The sequence below is a fragment of the Streptomyces niveus genome (assembly GCF_001723055.1).
Taxonomy (GTDB): domain Bacteria; phylum Actinomycetota; class Actinomycetes; order Streptomycetales; family Streptomycetaceae; genus Streptomyces; species Streptomyces niveus.
In genome coordinates this window covers 32,164-49,548 of record NZ_MDCR01000075.1, presented here as the reverse complement: position 1 = coordinate 49,548, position 17,385 = coordinate 32,164, and the positions used below count along the sequence as shown (strand labels likewise).

The 17,385-nt window shown below is 72.4% G+C and carries 16 protein-coding genes and 1 riboswitch; of the genes, 11 read left to right on the top strand and 5 right to left on the bottom strand.

Features of this window, described 5'->3' with window-relative positions; translation table 11 throughout:
- The first annotated feature begins 121 nt into the window (after nucleotides 1-121).
- On the top strand, nucleotides 122-1,189 hold the full coding sequence (gene trpD / locus BHU15_RS10735; RefSeq protein ID WP_069626980.1) for an anthranilate phosphoribosyltransferase: 1,068 nt from the start codon (nucleotides 122-124) through the stop codon (nucleotides 1,187-1,189).
- Nucleotides 1,190-1,297: 108 nt separating this feature from the next.
- Nucleotides 1,298-1,415: riboswitch (SAM riboswitch) on the top strand.
- 126 nt (nucleotides 1,416-1,541) lie between these two features.
- On the opposite strand, the gene BHU15_RS40070 is transcribed toward trpD, so the two are convergent.
- Nucleotides 1,542-1,700 (bottom strand): hypothetical protein, encoded by a 159-nt coding sequence (locus BHU15_RS40070; RefSeq protein ID WP_167756230.1) that lies wholly within the window; start codon nucleotides 1,698-1,700, stop codon nucleotides 1,542-1,544.
- A 106-nt stretch (nucleotides 1,701-1,806) separates the two neighbouring features.
- Between BHU15_RS40070 and BHU15_RS10730 the strand changes: the two genes are divergently transcribed.
- Nucleotides 1,807-3,174 carry an aminotransferase class V-fold PLP-dependent enzyme gene (locus BHU15_RS10730; protein ID WP_069626979.1) on the top strand — a complete coding sequence of 456 codons (1,368 nt, stop codon included), beginning with the start codon at nucleotides 1,807-1,809 and terminating at the stop codon, nucleotides 3,172-3,174.
- 10 nt (nucleotides 3,175-3,184) lie between these two features.
- On the opposite strand, the gene BHU15_RS10725 is transcribed toward BHU15_RS10730, so the two are convergent.
- Together BHU15_RS10725 and BHU15_RS10720 are read right to left on the bottom strand one after the other, a co-directional pair.
- Nucleotides 3,185-3,466, bottom strand: a complete 282-nt coding sequence (locus BHU15_RS10725; RefSeq protein ID WP_023542312.1) for an Lrp/AsnC family transcriptional regulator — start codon at nucleotides 3,464-3,466, stop codon at nucleotides 3,185-3,187.
- Nucleotides 3,463-4,173 (bottom strand): rhomboid family intramembrane serine protease, encoded by a 711-nt coding sequence (locus BHU15_RS10720; protein ID WP_069626978.1) that lies wholly within the window; start codon nucleotides 4,171-4,173, stop codon nucleotides 3,463-3,465. The genes BHU15_RS10725 and BHU15_RS10720 overlap by 4 nt, the downstream gene beginning before the upstream one ends.
- Before the next feature lie 133 nt (nucleotides 4,174-4,306).
- Here BHU15_RS10720 and BHU15_RS10715 point away from each other — a divergent pair, with 133 nt between their 5' ends.
- The 5 genes from BHU15_RS10715 to BHU15_RS10695 all read left to right on the top strand — a co-directional run bounded on the left by BHU15_RS10715 (nucleotide 4,307) and on the right by BHU15_RS10695 (nucleotide 9,894).
- A complete protein-coding gene (locus tag BHU15_RS10715; RefSeq protein ID WP_023542314.1) occupies nucleotides 4,307-4,549 on the top strand; it encodes a hypothetical protein in 243 nt (80 codons plus the stop codon).
- A 35-nt stretch (nucleotides 4,550-4,584) separates the two neighbouring features.
- Nucleotides 4,585-5,946, top strand: coding sequence for an NYN domain-containing protein (locus BHU15_RS10710; protein ID WP_069626977.1), 1,362 nt, complete (start codon nucleotides 4,585-4,587; stop codon nucleotides 5,944-5,946).
- A 320-nt stretch (nucleotides 5,947-6,266) separates the two neighbouring features.
- Entirely contained in the window at nucleotides 6,267-7,292 is a 1,026-nt protein-coding gene (locus BHU15_RS10705) for a C40 family peptidase (protein WP_023542316.1), read from the top strand.
- Nucleotides 7,293-7,561: 269 nt separating this feature from the next.
- A complete protein-coding gene (locus BHU15_RS10700; RefSeq protein ID WP_069622019.1) occupies nucleotides 7,562-8,590 on the top strand; it encodes a C40 family peptidase in 1,029 nt (342 codons plus the stop codon).
- Between the two features lie 35 nt (nucleotides 8,591-8,625).
- On the top strand, nucleotides 8,626-9,894 hold the full coding sequence (locus BHU15_RS10695; protein ID WP_255293076.1) for a hypothetical protein: 1,269 nt from the start codon (nucleotides 8,626-8,628) through the stop codon (nucleotides 9,892-9,894).
- 15 nt (nucleotides 9,895-9,909) lie between these two features.
- Here the strand turns inward: BHU15_RS10695 and BHU15_RS10690 are convergent, their stop codons facing one another.
- Complete coding sequence (locus BHU15_RS10690) at nucleotides 9,910-11,211, bottom strand: glycosyltransferase 87 family protein (protein WP_069627006.1); 1,302 nt, start codon at nucleotides 11,209-11,211, stop codon at nucleotides 9,910-9,912.
- Nucleotides 11,212-11,322: 111 nt separating this feature from the next.
- On the opposite strand from BHU15_RS10690, the gene BHU15_RS10685 reads away from it, so the two are divergent.
- Nucleotides 11,323-12,477 carry a glycosyltransferase family 4 protein gene (locus BHU15_RS10685; protein ID WP_069627005.1) on the top strand — a complete coding sequence of 385 codons (1,155 nt, stop codon included), beginning with the start codon at nucleotides 11,323-11,325 and terminating at the stop codon, nucleotides 12,475-12,477.
- Between the two features lie 85 nt (nucleotides 12,478-12,562).
- Here the strand turns inward: BHU15_RS10685 and BHU15_RS10680 are convergent, their stop codons facing one another.
- Nucleotides 12,563-14,383 carry an AMP-dependent synthetase/ligase gene (locus BHU15_RS10680; protein ID WP_069626975.1) on the bottom strand — a complete coding sequence of 607 codons (1,821 nt, stop codon included), beginning with the start codon at nucleotides 14,381-14,383 and terminating at the stop codon, nucleotides 12,563-12,565.
- Nucleotides 14,384-14,662: 279 nt separating this feature from the next.
- Here BHU15_RS10680 and BHU15_RS10675 point away from each other — a divergent pair, with 279 nt between their 5' ends.
- The 3 genes from BHU15_RS10675 (at nucleotide 14,663) to BHU15_RS10665 (ending at nucleotide 17,329) form a co-directional block, all read left to right on the top strand.
- Nucleotides 14,663-15,496 (top strand): metallophosphoesterase family protein, encoded by an 834-nt coding sequence (locus BHU15_RS10675; RefSeq protein WP_079128060.1) that lies wholly within the window; start codon nucleotides 14,663-14,665, stop codon nucleotides 15,494-15,496.
- Between the two features lie 100 nt (nucleotides 15,497-15,596).
- Nucleotides 15,597-16,082, top strand: a complete 486-nt coding sequence (locus BHU15_RS10670) for an SRPBCC family protein (protein WP_069626974.1) — start codon at nucleotides 15,597-15,599, stop codon at nucleotides 16,080-16,082.
- Nucleotides 16,082-17,329, top strand: a complete 1,248-nt coding sequence (locus BHU15_RS10665) for an ArsA family ATPase (protein ID WP_069626973.1) — start codon at nucleotides 16,082-16,084, stop codon at nucleotides 17,327-17,329. Before BHU15_RS10670 ends, BHU15_RS10665 begins: the two co-directional genes overlap by 1 nt.
- Nucleotides 17,330-17,385 lie beyond the last annotated feature (56 nt).

Here is a 17,385-nt window from a genome sequence, read left to right as displayed (position 1 = left end):
CGACTTCAGGGTGTCCGCAGTTCGGGCACCGCGCCGTGGATCGCGGTCGGCGCCGATAGGCTGACGCCTGGCAGCACGGGCCAGCAGGCCGTGCACCCGTCCACATACCCCAGGAGCGAGCATGAGCAGCGCTGTTGCACCGGCCGGAGGCGACACCCTGGCGGCGCGTTCCTGGCCGGGTGTACTGAACTCGCTGCTGCGCGGCCAGGATCTCGACGCCGGCGCCACGGCCTGGGCCATGGACCGCATCATGAGCGGCGAGGCCACCGACGTACAGATCGCGGGCTTCGCCGTCGCGCTGCGCGCCAAGGGCGAGACCGTGGACGAGGTCACGGGACTCGTCCGGGCCATGTACGAGCACGCCAGGACCATCGAGGTGCCCGGCGCCACGGTCGACATCGTCGGCACCGGCGGCGACCTCGCCAAGACCGTCAACATCTCCACGATGGCCGCGATCGTGGTGGCCGGTGCGGGCGGCAAGGTCGTCAAGCACGGCAGTCGCGCGTCGTCGTCCGCGAGCGGCGCGTCCGACGTGCTGGAGAAGCTCGGCGTCAATCTGGAGCTGACGCCTCAGCGTGTCGTGGAGGTCGCCGAGGAGGCGGGCATCACGTTCTGCTTCGCGGTGAAGTTCCACCCGGCGCTGCGGTACGCGGCCAAGGCCCGCAAGGAGCTGGGCGCGCAGACCACGTTCAACATCCTGGGGCCGCTGACCAACCCGGCGCGGGTCCGCGCCCAGGCGGTCGGTGTGGCGGACGTCCGGATGGCGCCGATCGTGGCCGGGGTGCTCGCCGAGCGGGGCAACTCCTCGCTGGTCTTCCGGGGCGACGACGGTCTGGACGAGCTGACGACGACCGCCACCTCACACGTATGGGTGGTTCGCGACGGCAAGGTCACCGAGCAGGCATTCGACCCCAGGGACATCGGCCTGGAGCTGGTCCCGGTCGAGGCACTGCGGGGCGCGGACGCGTCGTACAACGCGGACGTCGCGCGCCGCCTGCTGGCGGGTGAGACCGGCCCCGTACGGGACGCGGTCCTGCTGAACGCGGCGGCGGCGCTGGTCGCGCTGGAACCGGCCGACGCCACGCTGAACGACCAACTCGCGGCGGGGCTGGCGCGGGCGGCGGAAGCGGTGGACTCGGGAGCGGCGAAGCGGACACTGGAGCGCTGGGTGGCCGCGAGCAACGCGTAGCGCCGCGACCGGTCGGTCCTCGATCGCCTGATCACTACGGCCCGGCCGGTGTCCCGCATCGCGGACGCCGGCTGGGCCGCCGCGTGCCGGTGCGGTAATCTCCCCCCAGGTCATGAGTGACAGCGACTACGGCCCCGGCCCGCTGTCCGGCAACCCTCCGTCCGTGGCGGGGTGCCCCGGGTGAAGACCAGGCCGCAGTCAGCGAGGTCTGCGGCAAGCGCGGACCCCTGGACATCGTTCGGATGTCGTCATCCCTGGGGTCCTGGTCCTCAAGGGAGCAGTCTCGTGAGCAAGCGAATGCGATAGGGCCCAGGACGCGTCCACGACGTCCCCGCCCTTCGCGCGGACGACGTCACTTGACGGACGAGCCCTGGGGCCGCCCACCGACGTTCTGTCCGCTCATGACGCCCGGCACGTACCGCGTGTAGCCGCCGGCCGCCATGAGCCCGCCCTCCGGGCGGACGACGGCACTTCGCGGGGCCGCCCCACCGCCCTCTTCAGTGAGCGCCACCCCCGCGGTCCCTCCCGCGCCGTCACGGCCTTCCGCCGTCACGACGACGCGTCCGGCCGGCGGGTCCTGATGCTGTTTCCGCCTCGTCCTGCCGGGAGATACCGCCATGTCCGCACCCATCGACGCCCTCACCCAGACCACCGACGCCCAGCCGCTGCCCGTCCTCGGGCGGGACGTCACCGTCCCCCTGGTCACCGGCGGCGAAGTCACCTACGCCGCCCTCGACTACGCGGCCAGCGCCCCCGCCCTCCAGCGCGTCTGGGACGACGTCGCCGCCTACGCCCCGTACTACGGCAGCGTCCACCGCGGCGCCGGGTATCTCTCGCAGCTCTCCACCGACCTCTTCGAGAACAGCCGCCGCGCCGTCGCCGAGTTCCTCGGCTGCCGCGAGGACGACCAGGTCGTCTTCACCCGCTCCACCACCGACTCGCTCAACCTGCTGGCCGCCGTGCTGCCCGCCGGCTGCGAGGTGTTCGTCTTCGAGACCGAGCACCACGCGTCGCTGCTGCCCTGGCGCGACGCCCGTGTCAGCTACCTGAACGCGCCCCGTACCCCCGGCGAGGCCGTCACCACACTGAAGCGGGCCCTCGCGGCGCGTGACCCGAAGGGCCCCGCCCTGGTGTGTGTCACCGGCGCCTCCAACGTCACCGGTGAGCTGTGGCCCGTGCGCGAACTGGCCGCCGTCGCGCACGCCCACGGCGCCCGCGTCGTCCTCGACGCCGCGCAGCTCGCCCCGCACCACCCCGTGGACATCGCGGAGCTGGACGTGGACTGGGTGGCCTTCTCCGGGCACAAGCTCTACGCGCCGTTCGGCTCCGGTGTGCTCGCCGGCCGCGCCGACTGGCTCCGGGATTCGGAGCCGTACCTCGCCGGTGGTGGCGCCAGCCGCAAGGTCGCGCGCCGCGCCGACGGCGGTGTGGACGTCGAGTGGCACACCACCGCGGCCCGGCACGAGGCCGGTTCGCCCAATGTCATCGGGGTGTACGCCATCGCCTCCGCCTGCAAGGCCCTCACCGAGGCGGGCTTCGACCGGCTGGTCGCGCGTGAGCGGGAGCTGGTGGCCCGGGTGCGCGAGGGCCTCGCGGAGGTGCCCGAGGTGCGGGTGCTCTCGCTCTTCGGCGACGACGCCCCCCGGGTGGGCGTCATCTCTTTCGTCGTCGACGGCTGGAACAGCTCGCACTTCGCCGCCGCGCTCTCGGCGGAGTACGGCATCGGCGTCCGCGACGGACTCTTCTGCGCCCACCCGCTGGTGCGGACCCTGCTGGGCGGCGACGCCGGGGACCCGGGGGAGTGCGGTGCCCCTGACGCCGGTCCCGGCGAGAGGTCGCTCAACGCGATCCGGGTCAGCTTCGGGGCCGGCACGCCGGACGAGCACATCGAGCGCTTCACCGGCGCCGTCAGGGAACTCGTCCGGGACGGCGCCCGCTGGAACTACCGCACCGAGGACGGCCGTTGCGTCCCCGACCGCGGCTGACGCACGACGCTCAGGCGTCGAGGCCGATCGCGAACGCCGCTTCCAGGTCGTGCTGGGAGTAGGTACGGAACGCCACATGCGTGTCCGTGGCCTCGACGCCCGGGATCTTGCTGATGCTCCCCGGGATGACGTCCGCCAGGTCGTCGTGCCTGGCGACCCGCACCATGGCGATCAGATCGTAGGTGCCGGTGACGGAGAAGACCTCGCTGACGCTGTCCAGCGCCGCGACGGCCTCGGCGATCTCGGGGATCCGGTCGACGCTGGTCTTGATGAGCACGATCGCGGTGATCACGGTTGACGTTCTCCCTCGGGGGCCACGAGACGGGGCTTCACTCTAGCCTTACGCCGGAAGAGCCCCCAGGCGCCGACGGCGCCCAGCACGAAGCCCACCAGATGCGCCAGATACGCGACGCCGGGGCCCGGCTCGGCGTTCCGGGCCGCCAGCCACTGCAGGACGAACCAGAAGATCAGGACGATCCAGGCGGGGAAGCGCAGCGGCAGGAAGAAAAGGAACGGAAAGAGGCTGGTGACGCGCGCACGGGGGAAGAGACAGAGGAAGGCGCCGAGCACACCCGAGATCGCGCCGGACGCCCCCACCAGGGTCTGATCGGAATCCGCGTTGGCCACCGCGTACGCGAGCAGGGCGAGGTATCCGCACACGAGATAGAAGAGGGTGAACCGCACACGTCCCATCCGCTCCTCGGCCATCGCCCCGAAGACGTAGAGGAAGAGCAGGTTGCCCAGCAGATGGAGCCAGCTGCCGTGGACGAAGAGGGCGGTGAGCGGGGTGAGCAGAGCGTGCGGGTCGCCGCTCGTCAGCTGGTCGGGGATCACCCCCCAGCGTTCGAAGTACGCGCTCTGCGCCGCGAGCAGGGCATCGCCCGTCCCGTACGAGGGATTGAACCCCGAGAGCGGACCGGTCAGGAAGGCCAGGGCGCACAGGCCGATCAGGCCGTAGGTCACCACGGGTGCTCCGGCCGCCGCACGCCAATTGATCATCCACGGATCATCCCGTACGCGGACAGACAGGTACAGACCGCCTCGCCGCGACACGGGGCGCGCGGGAGGCCGTAGGGTTACGGCGCGTACTTCCGACTTCAGGACTCCAGGGCTCGACGAAAGAGGACGCACGATGACGACGGTTCCCCTGCCGACCGACGCGACCCGGTGGCGCTGCACGCTGTGCGGCAATCTCACCCGGTTCGACGTGACGCGCTCGTCCAAGGTGGTGGAGTACGTCCATCTGGACCTGGCCGGGCAGCCGAAGGTCGAGGAGCGCGACGTGGTCAGTGAGACCATCGAGTCCGTCCGCTGCCGCTGGTGCAACGCGGTGGATCAGATCGAGCTGGTTGACAGGCCGGGCGCCGGTTCCTGAGGGAGCCGCCCGAAAGGGTAGTGGGGTGACGGATCGTGGAGCAGCCCGCAAGTGGCGCTGAGCCGGCCGGTGCGGCCGGCGGCGACGCCGAGGCGCTCGACAGGCCGCTGCCCGAGGGAGTGCGGCGCCGGGTCGTGGCGCTGGTCTCCGACGCCTTCGGCGGGCTGACCGTCACCGAACTGCCCGCCCAGCTACGGCAGTACGCGCGCTTCACGCCGAGCAGACGCGCCCGGTTCGCGGGCAACGCGATGGCCGCCGCCCTGGAGAGCGACCCGGTGTTCCGGCAGCGGATCGGCGAGCGGTTCGGGCAGGTGGACCCCGAGCTGGCCGCCGCCGTCGAATCCGGCTCGCCGCCCCCGGCCGCCGACCCCGTCGACGTGGCGGCGGCGGCCTATGTCCTGCGTCCCGTCGGCTGGGTGAAGCTGGTGGCCGCCGCGGGCGAGGAGGTCCAGCGCGCCGACGCCGAGCGCGCGGACGAGGAGAACCGCCGTGAGCTGGAGCGGCTGCGTGAGGAGCTGGCGCAGGCCCGCGCCTCGACGAAGAGCGAGACGGAGCGGCTGCGTACGGAGCTGGACGCCGCCCGCAGGGAGGCCGAGTCCACGCACCGCAAGCTGCGCAGCGCCCTGAGCGACGTGAAGCGTGGTGAGGCCGCGCTGCGCCGTACGGCCGCCGAGATGGAGACGGCCCGCGCGGAGGCCGCGACGCAGCTGTCCGCCGCGGTGAGCGAGTCGCGGCGCCTCAAGGCCCGCCTCGCGGAGGCGGAGTCGGCCGTGGAGGCCGGGCGCCGGGCCGCCCGCGAGGGGCGCTCGGTGGAGGACATGCGGCTGCGGCTGCTGCTGGACACGGTCCTGGAGTCGGCGCAGGGGCTGCGGCGCGAGTTGGCGCTTCCGCCGGCCGCCGCGCACCCGGCCGATCTGGTCGACGCCGTGGAGCCGGGCCGGATGTCTCCCAAGGACGTCGCGGCCCGCGCGCTGTCCGACATGGATCCCGCGCTGCTGGACCAGTTGCTGGCGCTTCCGCAGGCGCATCTGGTCGTGGACGGCTACAACGTCACCAAGACCGGCTATCCCACGATGCCGTTGGAGAAGCAGCGGCTGCGGCTGCTGGGCGGGCTCGCGATGCTCGCGGCGCAGACCGGCGCGGAGATGACCTGTGTCTTCGACGGCGCCGAACTGGCCGCCCCCGTCCTGCTCGCGCCGCCGCGCGGGGTGCGGGTGCTGTTCTCCAAGCCGGGTGTGACGGCGGACGAGTTGATCCGCCAGCTGGTCCGGGCGGAGCCGCCGGGGCGGCCGGTGGTGGTCGTCTCCACCGACCGTGAGGTCGCCGACGGAGTGGCGCGGGCCGGCGCGAGACCCGTCGCGTCCGCCTTGCTGCTGAAGCGGCTTTCGCGCGTCTAGTAACTCCTGTGGCCAATGCGGCATTTGGTCACGCCATGTCGCATCACAGCGTCAATTGTTCATCACTGTCAGTGCGATGTATGTGAAGAAACCACTCCGCGACGAAATTTTTCCCCTTCAGGATTTGAACTGATCACGGGAAGGTCACTAGGGTCAGGCCTCGAACCTTCGCGCGGTTGATCACCCATCCGGGGTGGCGGCGAAGGAACCGCCGAATTCGTGTAGTTCAGTCCGGCAGCGCCGGGAAGCTGAAACACATGGAGCCGGGGATCCGCTCCCCACACCCGGTAGGCGGCTCGAGGAAGAAGGAGCTCGCCTTCGTGGCGTCCCACCGTCGTCCCAAGCAGCCGAGCCGCGCCCGCGTGACCGTGCTCACCGCGACCGCAGCCGCAGCTGTCGCCCTGACGTCCCAGGCCGCGCAGGCCGATCCGAAGCCGACCAAGGAAGACGTCAAGGAAAAGGTCGACAAGCTCTACCACGAGGCCGAGGCCTCGACGGAGGCGCACAGCGGCGCCCAGGAGAAGGAAAAGAAGCTCGAGAAGCAGGTCGAGGCGATGCAGGACAAGGTCGCCCGTGGCCAGGAGGAGCTCAACGAGCTGCGCACCGGCCTCGGTTCGATGGCCAGCGCCCAGTACCGCTCCGGTGGCATCGACCCCGCTCTCCAGCTCTTCCTCTCCGCCGACCCCGACGACTATCTGGACAAGGCCTCCGTGCTCGACCAGATGGGCAGCAAGCAGGTCACCGCGCTGGAGAAGATCCAGGCCAAGCAGCGGACCCTCGCGCAGCAGCGTCAGGAGGCGACCCTCAAGCTGAAGGACCTCGCCGACACGCGCACGGAGCTGGCCAAGAAGAAGAAGGACGTCCAGGCCAAGCTCAACGCGGCGAACAAGCTTCTCAACACGCTGACCGCCGAGGAGCGCGCGCAGATCCAGGCCGAGGACGCGGAGCGCGCGGCCCGTGGCAACGAGCGCGCCAACCTCGGTAACGAGAAGGCGTCTTCGGGCATGGCCGCCGCCGCGCTGGCCGCTGCCAAGACCCAGCTGGGCAAGCCGTACATATCCGGCGCCGAGGGCCCCAACTCCTACGACTGCTCCGGGCTGACCCAGTGGGCCTACGCCCAGGCGGGCGTGAGCATCACCAGGACCACGTACACCCAGGTCAACGACGGCACGAAGATCGGCCGCAGCGAACTTGCCCCCGGCGACCTGGTCTTCTTCAGCGGACTGAGCCATGTCGGGCTGTACGTCGGCAACGGCCAGGTCATCCACGCCCCCAAGCCGGGCACCGTGGTGCGCTACGAATCCATGGAGTGGGCCGGCAGCTTCCAGTTCGGCGTCCGCGTCTGACACTCCGCGCGGAACCTGACGCGCCCTCCCGCTCACGGACCCGACCGCGACCGCCCGTTCGGGCGAACTCCGGTTACTCCCGCTGACGCACGCCCCGCCGGTGACCTGTGGTCTCCGGCGGGGCATCACTGTCTGTGCCCGGCGCGGTCTTTGGTCACTGAGTGTCCGCACGGTTACTGTCTGCTGCGCCGTAGCTCCCGGCCATGTTTCCGCCCGTCGGGCGGCAGGGGCTGCGCAGTTGCGTCCAGCGGAAGGAAGTGCGGCTTCCTGTGGTGTCCCATCGTCGTTCCTCACAGCCCGGCCACAGCCGGGGCACCCGGGTCACGGTCCTGTCAGCCGCGGCGGTCACGGCCGCGGCAGCCCTCGGGACGGCGCCGGCGGGCGCGGACCCCAGGGAGACGACCGAGGCGACCCGGTCGACCGTCGACCGGCTGTACGAGGAGGCCGAGAAGGCCACCGAGCAGTACAACAAGGCGGGCGAGCGGGCCGGCGCCCTGCGCGAGCGGGTGGACCGGGTACGGGACGGCGCGGCCCGCAGCCAGGAGCGCGTCAACCGCATGCGGGGCGCGCTCGGTTCGATCGCCGGCGCCCAGTACCGCTCCGGCGGGCTCGACCCGGCCCTCGCGCTGCTGCTCTCCTCCGACCCGGACAGCTATCTGGAGCGGGCCGAGGCCCTCGACCGGCTGAGCGACCGCCAGGCCCATGCCCTGCGCGACCTCGGGCAGGCCCAGCGCAAGCTCGGCCAGCAGCGCGACGAGGCGACCAGGGACCTCGCGGAGCTGGAGCGCAGCCGGGCAGCCGTCGCCCGTCACAAGCGCACCGTCGAGGCCAAGCTCGCCGAGGCGCGGCGGCTGCTGAACTCGTTGCCCGACGCCGAGAGGGACGCGGACCGGGCCTCGCGCTCGGGGCGCGACGGCGGTCCGCTCTCGCTCTCGGGCGAGGCGCCGGCCTCCGCGCGCGCCGCCGCCGCGGCCCGCGCGGCGCGCGGCGTCGTCGGCCTGCCGTACGTGTGGGGCGCCAACGGGCCCTCGGGCTTCGACTGTTCGGGCCTGACCCAGTGGGCGTACGCGCAGGCCGGGGTCGCCCTGCCGCGTACCTCGCAGGCGCAGCGGTACGCGGGACAGCAGGTGCCGCTGTCCCAGGCGAGACCCGGCGACCTGGTCGCCTACCGCGACGACGCCAGCCACATCGGGATGTACATGGGCAACGGCCAGGTGGTGCACGCGCCGTACCCCGGCGCCTCGGTCCGCTACGACCCGGTGGGCATGATGCCGGTCTCGTCGGTGACCCGCGTATAGGCGTGCCGCCCGCGGCGCCCCGTACGATCGGCAGCGTGGCAGGTCGGGGACGTACGACTCGAAGACGTGCGGCGGGTCGGTGGCGTCCGGTCCGCCGCCGCGGTGTGCCCGGCCGGGCGGCGGTCTCGCTGCTCGGGTGTCTGCTGGTCGCCTCCGGTTGCTCCGCGCCCGACGGGACCGACGCCGCGACGGGCGAGATCCGGCGGACCCTCGACCGCCGCGCCGACGCCCTCGTGGACCGGGACGAGGCCGGGTATCTGGCCGCCGTCGACCCCTCGGCCGGTGATCTGCTGGCCGCCGAGCGGCGGACGTACCAGAACCTCACCGACGTACCCGTACGGTCCTGGGAGTACGAGCTGCGGGACGTCGACCGCTCCGGCACGCGCGCCACGGCACGGGCCGAGCTGCGCTTCCGGATAGCCGGCTACGACAGCGCGCCCGTCAGCTCGGCCCGCACCCTGGAGCTGACCGAACGCGACGGGCGGTGGTACGTGAGCGCCGACCGGCCCGGCGAGGACGGCGTGCAGCAGCTCTGGCAGCAGGGCCCCGTCGACGTCGTCCACGGCAGGCGCAGCCTGATCCTCGGCGTCGGCCAGGACAACGAGCGGCTGCGCGAGATCGCCGCCGTCGCCGACCGGGCGGTGCCCGCCGTCGACGAGGCGTGGCCGGGCAGCTGGTCCGGCCGTGTGGTGGTGCTGGTGCCCGGGTCGGTGGAGTCGATGGCCGGCCTGCTGGGCGCCTCGGCGGGCAGCTACCGGGGCATCGCCGCCGTCACGACCGGCGAGACGCGGCGGGAGGGCTCGTCGCCGGCGGACCGGGTGATCGTCAACCCCGACGCGTACGGCATCCTCGGCGACTTCGGGCGCCAGGTGGTCCTCACCCACGAGACGACCCATGTGGCGACCCGTACGGACACGACGGAGGCCACCCCGATGTGGCTGTCGGAGGGCCTCGCGGACTGGGTCGCCTACCGCGACTCCGGCCGCGTGGACGGCCAGGCGGCACCGGAGCTCCAACGGTCCCTGCGCCGGGGCGAGCTGCCCGCCGCGCTTCCCGGGGACGGCGACTTCGCCTTCGACGCGAAGGCGGAGGAGCTGGCACGGGCGTACGAGGGCGGTCGCCTGGCGTGCGAGCTGATCGCGCGGCGCTGGGGCGAGGAGAAGCTGACGGACTTCTACCGGGCGGTGGGCGCGCACGAGCGCCGCGAGGGCGCCGTGGAGGACGCGATGAACGAGGTTCTGTCGGTGGCGCCGGACGCGTTCGCGGCGCAGTGGCGGGACTACATGCGCGAGCGGCTGCGCTGAGGGGGCGGGGGGGCTTCAGGAGCCGAGCAGCCGGTACCGGTCCTCCTTGGCCCCGTCCGCGTTGCCCGTCGCGTCAGGGTCCGCGTGTGTACCCGGGCGTGGGAGCGTGAGCGGCACCGTCGTGCGCCACAGCCGCGCGCACGCGGTCAGCGCCGCGGCCACCAGCAGCCCGTTGCGCACGACGAGCAGGGTCACGCCCAGCCAGTCGCTCGCCGTCACGTGCGAGAAGAACAGCGGGAATTCGAGCACCGTGACCGCGGAGGCCGCCACCACCAGCACCGCGGGCAGCGTCATCGGGCTCGACCGCAGCAGCAGGCAGACGGCGGCCAGTCCCACCAGCCAGATCATGTACTGCGGGCTGATCACCCGGCTGGTGACGGTGAAGAGCAGGACGGCGACGAACGCCGCGTCGCACAGGGTGTTCGCCGTGAGCGCCGTCGCCTTCAGCCGCCAGACCAGCAGCCAGCCGAAGGCGGTCACGCTGAGGACGAGGGCGAGCGCGCTGACCAGCGGGACGTACGGCCCCCGGAACTCCACCGAGCCGTAGGAGAACATCACGACGCCGTCCCAGCCGAGATGCCGGGCCACATGGAAGACCAGCGCGCCCAGCGACTCGACCTCCGTACCCCGGTCGCGCTGCGCGGTGAGGAAGTCCAGCGCGCCCGGCAGCACCGCGGACACCATGGCGAGCAGCGCGAGCGCCGTCGCGACGGCGGCGGACCAGGACAGCCGGGTGGCCCGGCCGCGCGGCGTACCGATCAGCACCAGCACCGGCCACACCTTCAGCAGCGCCCCGAACCCCGCCAGGGCGCCGAGCAGTTGGGGCCTTCGGGCGCCCACGAGGAGGGCGCAGACGGCGACGGCGGTGACCATCAGGTCGTACCGGGCGTACACCGTGGGCCCGAGCACCGCGACGCCGACGACCCACACCCACACGCCGCGCGTCGAGCGTCCCGGGCGCCGCGCCGTACGGAGAAGCAGCCCGAAGACGAGCGCGTCGCAGAGCAGGCACAGGGTGAAGAACGCCGTGGCGTAGCCGAGGAAGGGCAGCAGGGCGGGGGAGAGGATCGCGAAGGCGGCGGCGGGCGGGTACTGCCAGGTGACGTCCGCCTGGGGGAAGGTGCCGGCGGTCAGGACGTCGTACCAGCCCTGGTAGGTGACGGAGACGTCCGGGGTGACGTCGGAGCCCGGCGTGATGATGATCCGCAGGACGCAGAGCATCAGCACGGTCCTGGTGAGGAGCCATACGGCGACGGGCCCGGCCGTCCCCGCTCCGTAGTGTGACCGCGTCGTGTCCTCGACATCCCCGACCGTCATGACCACCCTGCCCGTTTTGAGCGAAATGTACATATGTGTTGGCGGGAGCCATCATGCGGGGGGACAGGCGCGGGAACGATGAGGCAGGGCCGTTCGGTACTGTCGGCGACGATGCACAAGACCTTGATCGTGACGAACGACTTCCCGCCCCGGCCCGGTGGCATCCAGGCGTTCCTGCACAACATGGCGCTACGGCTGGACCCCGACCGGATCGTCGTCTACGCCTCCACCTGGAAGCGCGGCGCCGAGGGCGCGGAGGCGACGGCGGCCTTCGACGCCGAGCAGCCCTTCACGGTCGTACGCGACCGTACGACGATGCTGCTGCCCACCCCGAGAGTGACCAGACGGGCGGTGGGACTGCTGCGCGAACACGGCTGCGAGTCCGTGTGGTTCGGCGCGGCGGCCCCGCTCGGACTGATGGGGCCCGCGCTGCGCCAGGCCGGCGCCCGGCGGATCGTCGCCACCTCGCACGGCCACGAGGCGGGCTGGGCGCAGCTGCCCGCGTCCCGGCAACTGCTGCGCCGGATCGGCGAGGGCACGGACACGATCACCTACCTCGGCGAGTACACACGCTCCCGCATCGCCGCGGCCCTCACCTCCGACGCGGCCGGCCGCATGGTCCAACTGCCGCCCGGCGTCGACGAGAAGACGTTCCACCCGGCGTCGGGCGGTGACGAGGTACGGGAGCGGCTGGGGCTCGCCGAGCGGCCCGTCGTCGTCTGCGTCTCGCGGCTGGTGCCGCGCAAGGGGCAGGACACGCTGATCCTCGCGATGCCCGCGATCCTGGCGCGGGTCCCGGACGCCGTACTGCTGATCGTCGGCGGCGGACCGTACGACAAGGAGCTGCGGAAGCTGGCGCACGAGACCGGCGTCGCCGAGTCCGTACGCTTCACCGGCCCCGTGCCCTGGTCGGAACTGCCCGCCCACTACGGCGCGGGCGACGTCTTCGCGATGCCCTGCCGCACCCGGCGCGGCGGCCTCGACGTGGAGGGCCTGGGCATCGTCTACCTGGAGGCGTCCGCGACGGGCCTCCCGGTGGTCGCGGGCGACTCCGGCGGCGCGCCGGACGCGGTACTGGACGGCGAAACGGGCTGGGTGGTCCCCGGCGCCCCCACGACGCTCGCCGCGCGCGAATCGTCGGACCGCATCGTGACACTGCTCCAGGACCCCGAACTGCGCCACCGGATGGGCACGCGGGGCCGCCGATGGGTGGAGGAACGCTGGCGCTGGGACCTCCTGTCGGAACGCCTGCGCGCCCTGCTGTAGCCACCGGGCGGGCACGCCGGGTCCGTCCGCCGGGTGAGGGCCGACTGGGCCGCGAATGGACCCGGTTGGCGGGCCGTGCTTCGGCTCAGGCGCGGTACAACGACTCGATCTCGTCCGCGAAGTCCTTCGCCACCACGCCCCGCTTCAGCTTCAGCGACGGCGTGATGTGGCCCGCCTCCTCCGTGAACTGGGCCTGAAGGACGCGGAACTTGCGCACCGACTCCGCCTTCGACACCGCCGCGTTGCCGTCGTCCACCGCCTGCTGGACCGCCGCCAGCAGGTCCGGGTCGTCGTGCAGGGACGCCGCCGTCGAGCCCGGGGGTTTGCCGTTGTCCTTCGCCCAGCGCGCCAGGAACTCCGCGTCGAGCGTCACCAGCGCGCCCACGAACGGGCGGCCGTCGCCGACGACCATGCACTCGGCGATCAGCGCGTGCGCGCGGATGCGGTCCTCGATCACGGCGGGCGCGACGTTCTTGCCGCCCGCCGTCACCAGGATCTCCTTCTTGCGGCCGGTGATCGCGAGATACCCGTCCTCGTCGAGCGTGCCGATGTCCCCGGTGTGGAACCAGCCGTCCGCCAGCGCCTCGGCCGTCGCCGCCTCGTTGTTCCAGTAGCCCGTGAACAGGTGCTCGCCGTGCAGCAGCACCTCGCCGTCGTCGGCGATACGGATCACCGAACCCGGCAGCGGCTGACCGACAGTGCCGATCTTCTGCCGGTCCCACGGGTTGAACGCCGTGGCCGCGCACGTCTCCGTCAGGCCGTACCCCTCCAGCACCGTGAAACCGATGCCGCGGAAGAAGTGGCCCAGCCGTTCGCCCAGCGGGGCGCCGCCGGAGATGGCGTACTCACCACGGCCGCCGAGGACCGCCCGCAGCTTGCTGTACACGAGCGCGTCGAACACCTTGTGCCTGATCCTGAGCCCGAGCGACGGCCCCTGCGGCGTGCCCAGCGCGCGGCTGTAGGCGATCGCCGTGCTCGCCGCGCGGTCGAAGATCTTGCCCTTGCCGTCCGCCTGCGCCTTGGCGCGCGCCGAGTTGTAGACCTTCTCGAAGACGCGCGGCACCCCGAGGATCAGCGTCGGCCGGAACGCCGCCAGCTCCTCGGTCAGATTCTTGATGTCCGGTACGCAGCCCAGCTTGATCGGCGCCATCACCGACGCCACCTCGACCAGCCGGCCGAAGACGTGCGCGGCGGGCAGGAAGAGCAGGACCGAGCACTCGCCCGTACGGAACAGCGGCTTCAGGCGCTCCACCACGTTGCCGCACTCCGCGAAGAAGGCCCGGTGCGTCAGCACGCAGCCCTTGGGGCGGCCGGTGGTCCCCGAGGTGTACACGATCGTCGCCGGATCGTCGGCCTTCGCCGTCGCGCTGCGCTCGTCGACCACCGCCTCGGTGATCTCCGCGCCGGCGGCGGTCAGCTCCGCCACACAGCCCTCGCCCTGGCCCCCGCCCCCGCCGCCGTCGATCCGCCAGACGTGCCGCAGCCCGGTCAGCCCGTCGGAGACCGACCGGACCGCCGCCGCGTGCTCCCCGGACTCCACGATGATCGCCGCGGTGCCCGAGTCGCCGAGGATCCACTGCACCTGCTCGGGGGAGCTGGTCTCGTACACCGGTACGGTGACGGCGCCCGCGCTCCAGATCGCGAAGTCGAGCAGCACCCACTCGTACCGGGTCCGCGACATCAGGGCGACCCGCTCACCCGGGAGGATGCCGGACGCGATCAGGCCCTTGGCCACCGCCCGCACCTCGGCGAGGAACTGGACGGCCGTGACATCCGTCCAGGCACCACCGACCTTGCGGCTCACGACCGCGGCATCGGGATACTGAGCGGCGTTGCGGCCGATGAGATCCGTCAGGTTGCCGTCCGAGGGGACCTCGTACAGGGCCGGAAGGCTGAACTCGCGCAAGACTGCTGCTCCTCGTCGGGCGCCGGCGGCACGACACTGTGCCGGACCGGCTGCGGTCCACATCGGGCAGGTGCTCCTGGGGATGAGCACGACGGGACGGCCCGGACGTTACCCACCGGTACTCAGTTCCGGATAGGGGGTCCCGGCCAGATGTTCCCTGCGTCACACGTTTTTTGACGGTCCTTCGCGCAGAGTAGTCCACAGCGCTGCGGGCGTGGGAGTAACCGCAGGTCCGGACCCCTCTACACAGGAGGAGGGCGGCGATCTAGGGTGAGCGGCATGCGTGGTGGCGGGAACAGCGACGAGAACGGTGACGTGTCCGACCGGAACGGCGGGACGGGCCGTACCCGCGTCCACGTCGTCAGTGACGTGCACGGCAACGCCCGCGACCTGGCCCGCGCCGGCGACGGCGCCGACGCCCTGATCTGCCTCGGCGACCTCGTCCTCTTCCTCGACTACGCCGACCACTCGCGCGGCATCTTCCCCGACCTCTTCGGCGAGGAGAACGCCCACCGCATCGTCGAGCTGCGCACCGCCCGCCGCTTCGACGAGGCCCGTGACCTGGGCCGTGACCTCTGGGCCGGCCTGGAGGCCGACCGGGACACCGTCATCGAATCGGCGGTACGGCGCCAGTACGCCGAGATGTTCGCCGTCCTGCCCACCCCGACGTACGCCACCTACGGCAACGTCGACATCCCGGCCCTGTGGCCCGAGTACGCCGGCCCCGGCATCACCGTCCTGGACGGCGAGCGGGCCGAGATCGGGGGCCGCGTCTTCGGCTTCGTCGGCGGCGGCCTGCGCACCCCGATGCGCACCCCGTACGAGATCTCCGACGAGGAGTACGCGGCCAAGGTCGAGCGGCTCGGCGACGTCGACGTGCTGTGCTCGCACATTCCGCCGGAGGTGCCGGAGTTGACGTACGACACCGTCGCCCGCCGCTTCGAACGCGGCAGCCGCGCGCTGCTGGACGCCGTGCGCCGTACGAAACCGAGGTACGCGCTCTTCGGCCATGTCCACCAGCCGCTCGCCGCCCGGATGCGCGTCGGCTCGACGGAGTGTGTGAACGTCGGGCACTTCGCGTCCACCGGACGGCCCTGGGCCATGGAATGGTGACCGGCGCGCACGCGATAGCCTGCACACCGCACGGCCGGTACCGGAACGCGTGACCGTCGCCCCGCACCGCCGGGGAGACACCATCTGGAGGAGCACGTCGATGGCGGAACACACCAAGTCGAGCATCACGATCGAGGCGGCACCCGCCGACGTGATGGGCGTGATCGCCGACTTCGCCCGCTATCCCGAGTGGACCGGCGAGGTGAAGGAGGCCGAGGTGCTCTCCACCGACGCCGAGGGCCGCGCCGAGCAGGTCAGGCTGGTGCTGGACGCCGGCGCGATCAAGGACGACCACACCCTCGCGTACACCTGGACCGGTGGTGACGAGGTCAGCTGGACGCTGGTCAAGTCCCAGATGCTGCGCTCGCTCGACGGCTCGTACCACCTGGCGCCGAGGGACGGCGGGGCGCGCACCGAGGTCACCTACCGGCTGACCGTCGACGTCAAGATCCCGATGCTCGGCATGATCAAGCGCAAGGCCGAGAAGGTCATCATCGACCGCGCCCTGGCCGGTCTGAAGAAGCGCGTCGAGAGCGCCCCCGGCTCCACCGGGTCCGCCGGAGCGGCCGAGACCCCGACCACCTGATGACGGGGAAGACGCCGCGTACGGTCCTGGTCACCGGCCCCGGCGGCGCCGGTCGCACCACCGTCGCGGCGGCGACCGCCCTGGCCGCCGCCCGGCGCGGCGACCGCACACTGCTGCTCTGCGCCGACCCGGCGGGCCCCGGCACCGTCCTCGGTACGGCGGTCACGACCGCCGCCGGTGCCGGACCGGCCGAGGTGACCCCCGGGCTCTGGGTGGCGCGCGTCGACCCCGCCGACTATTTCCGCACCGAGTTCCTCGCGCTCCAGGAGCGCGCCGCAGCCGCGCTCGACATGCTCGGCGCCCGCCGCCTCGACGGCGAGGAGCTGACCGAGCTGCCGGGCGCCGAACAGTTCGCCCTGCTCCAGGCGCTGCGCCGGGCCGCCGCCGGTGACTGGAACGTGCTCGTCGTCGACCTGCCGCCGCTGCGCGACGCCCTGTCCGTCCTCGCCCTGCCCGAACGGCTGCGCCGTCTCATCGGCCGCCTCCTGCCCGCCGAGCGGCAGGCCGCGCGGGCGCTGCGCCCGATGATCGCGCAGCTCGCCGGCGTACCGATGCCCGCGGACTGGCTGTACGGGGCCGCCGCCCGCCGGGACGAGGAACTGGCCGCCGTCCAGGCGCTGATCGGGTCCCCCGGCACGACCGTACGGCTCGTCGCCGAGCCGGGCCCGGCCGCCGCCGACGCCCTGCGCGTGGCCCGCGACGGGCTCAGCCTGTACGGGCTGCGCGTCGACGCCCTCGTACCGAACAAGGTGCTGCCGACGGATTCGTCCGACGCCTGGCTCGCGACGCTCGCCGCCCAGCAGCAGAAGTGCCTGGACGGGTGGAGCGAGGAGTACGGCCCCGGCTCGGGCGCCGGCTCGGGCACCGGGTGGCCGCTGCGCGAGGTGCGCCACCTCGGCCGGGATCCGCGCGGGCTCGACGACCTCGCCGATCTTGAGGCTCTCGCCGACCTGGGCCCGGACCCGGGACCGGACACCGAGCCTGATCCCGACCCCTGGTGGGTCGAGGACCGGCGCGAGGAGGACGGTCTGCTGGTGTGGTCCCTGCCACTGCCCGGCGCCGTCAAGGCGGACATCGGCCTGGTACGGCGCGGCGACGAACTGCTGCTGACCGTCGGTCCGTTCCACCGCATCGTGCCCCTCGCGGGCGCCCTGCGCCGCTGCACCGTCTCGGGCGCCGCGCTCACGGACGGTGTCCTGAAGGTCCGATTCACGCCGGACCCCGGGCTCTGGCCGCGCACTCCCTGAATGTCCCACCGGGGTTCAGGTACCGTCGAAGGTACACAGCCTCCGGTCCGCCCCGG

Excerpts from the sequence above, each read along its gene's own strand:
- BHU15_RS10670 (WP_069626974.1), top strand. The coding sequence starts at position 15,597 with ATGGCGGAACACACCAAGTCGAGCATCACGATCGAGGCGGCACCCGCC.
- BHU15_RS10685 (WP_069627005.1), top strand. The coding sequence starts at position 11,323 with ATGCACAAGACCTTGATCGTGACGAACGACTTCCCGCCCCGGCCCGGT.
- BHU15_RS10665 (WP_069626973.1), top strand. The coding sequence starts at position 16,082 with ATGACGGGGAAGACGCCGCGTACGGTCCTGGTCACCGGCCCCGGCGGC.
- BHU15_RS10715 (WP_023542314.1), top strand. The coding sequence starts at position 4,307 with ATGACGACGGTTCCCCTGCCGACCGACGCGACCCGGTGGCGCTGCACG.
- trpD (WP_069626980.1), top strand. The coding sequence starts at position 122 with ATGAGCAGCGCTGTTGCACCGGCCGGAGGCGACACCCTGGCGGCGCGT.
- BHU15_RS10675 (WP_079128060.1), top strand. The coding sequence starts at position 14,663 with ATGCGTGGTGGCGGGAACAGCGACGAGAACGGTGACGTGTCCGACCGG.
- BHU15_RS10730 (WP_069626979.1), top strand. The coding sequence starts at position 1,807 with ATGTCCGCACCCATCGACGCCCTCACCCAGACCACCGACGCCCAGCCG.
- BHU15_RS10720 (WP_069626978.1), bottom strand. The coding sequence starts at position 4,173 with ATGATCAATTGGCGTGCGGCGGCCGGAGCACCCGTGGTGACCTACGGC.
- BHU15_RS10690 (WP_069627006.1), bottom strand. The coding sequence starts at position 11,211 with ATGACGGTCGGGGATGTCGAGGACACGACGCGGTCACACTACGGAGCG.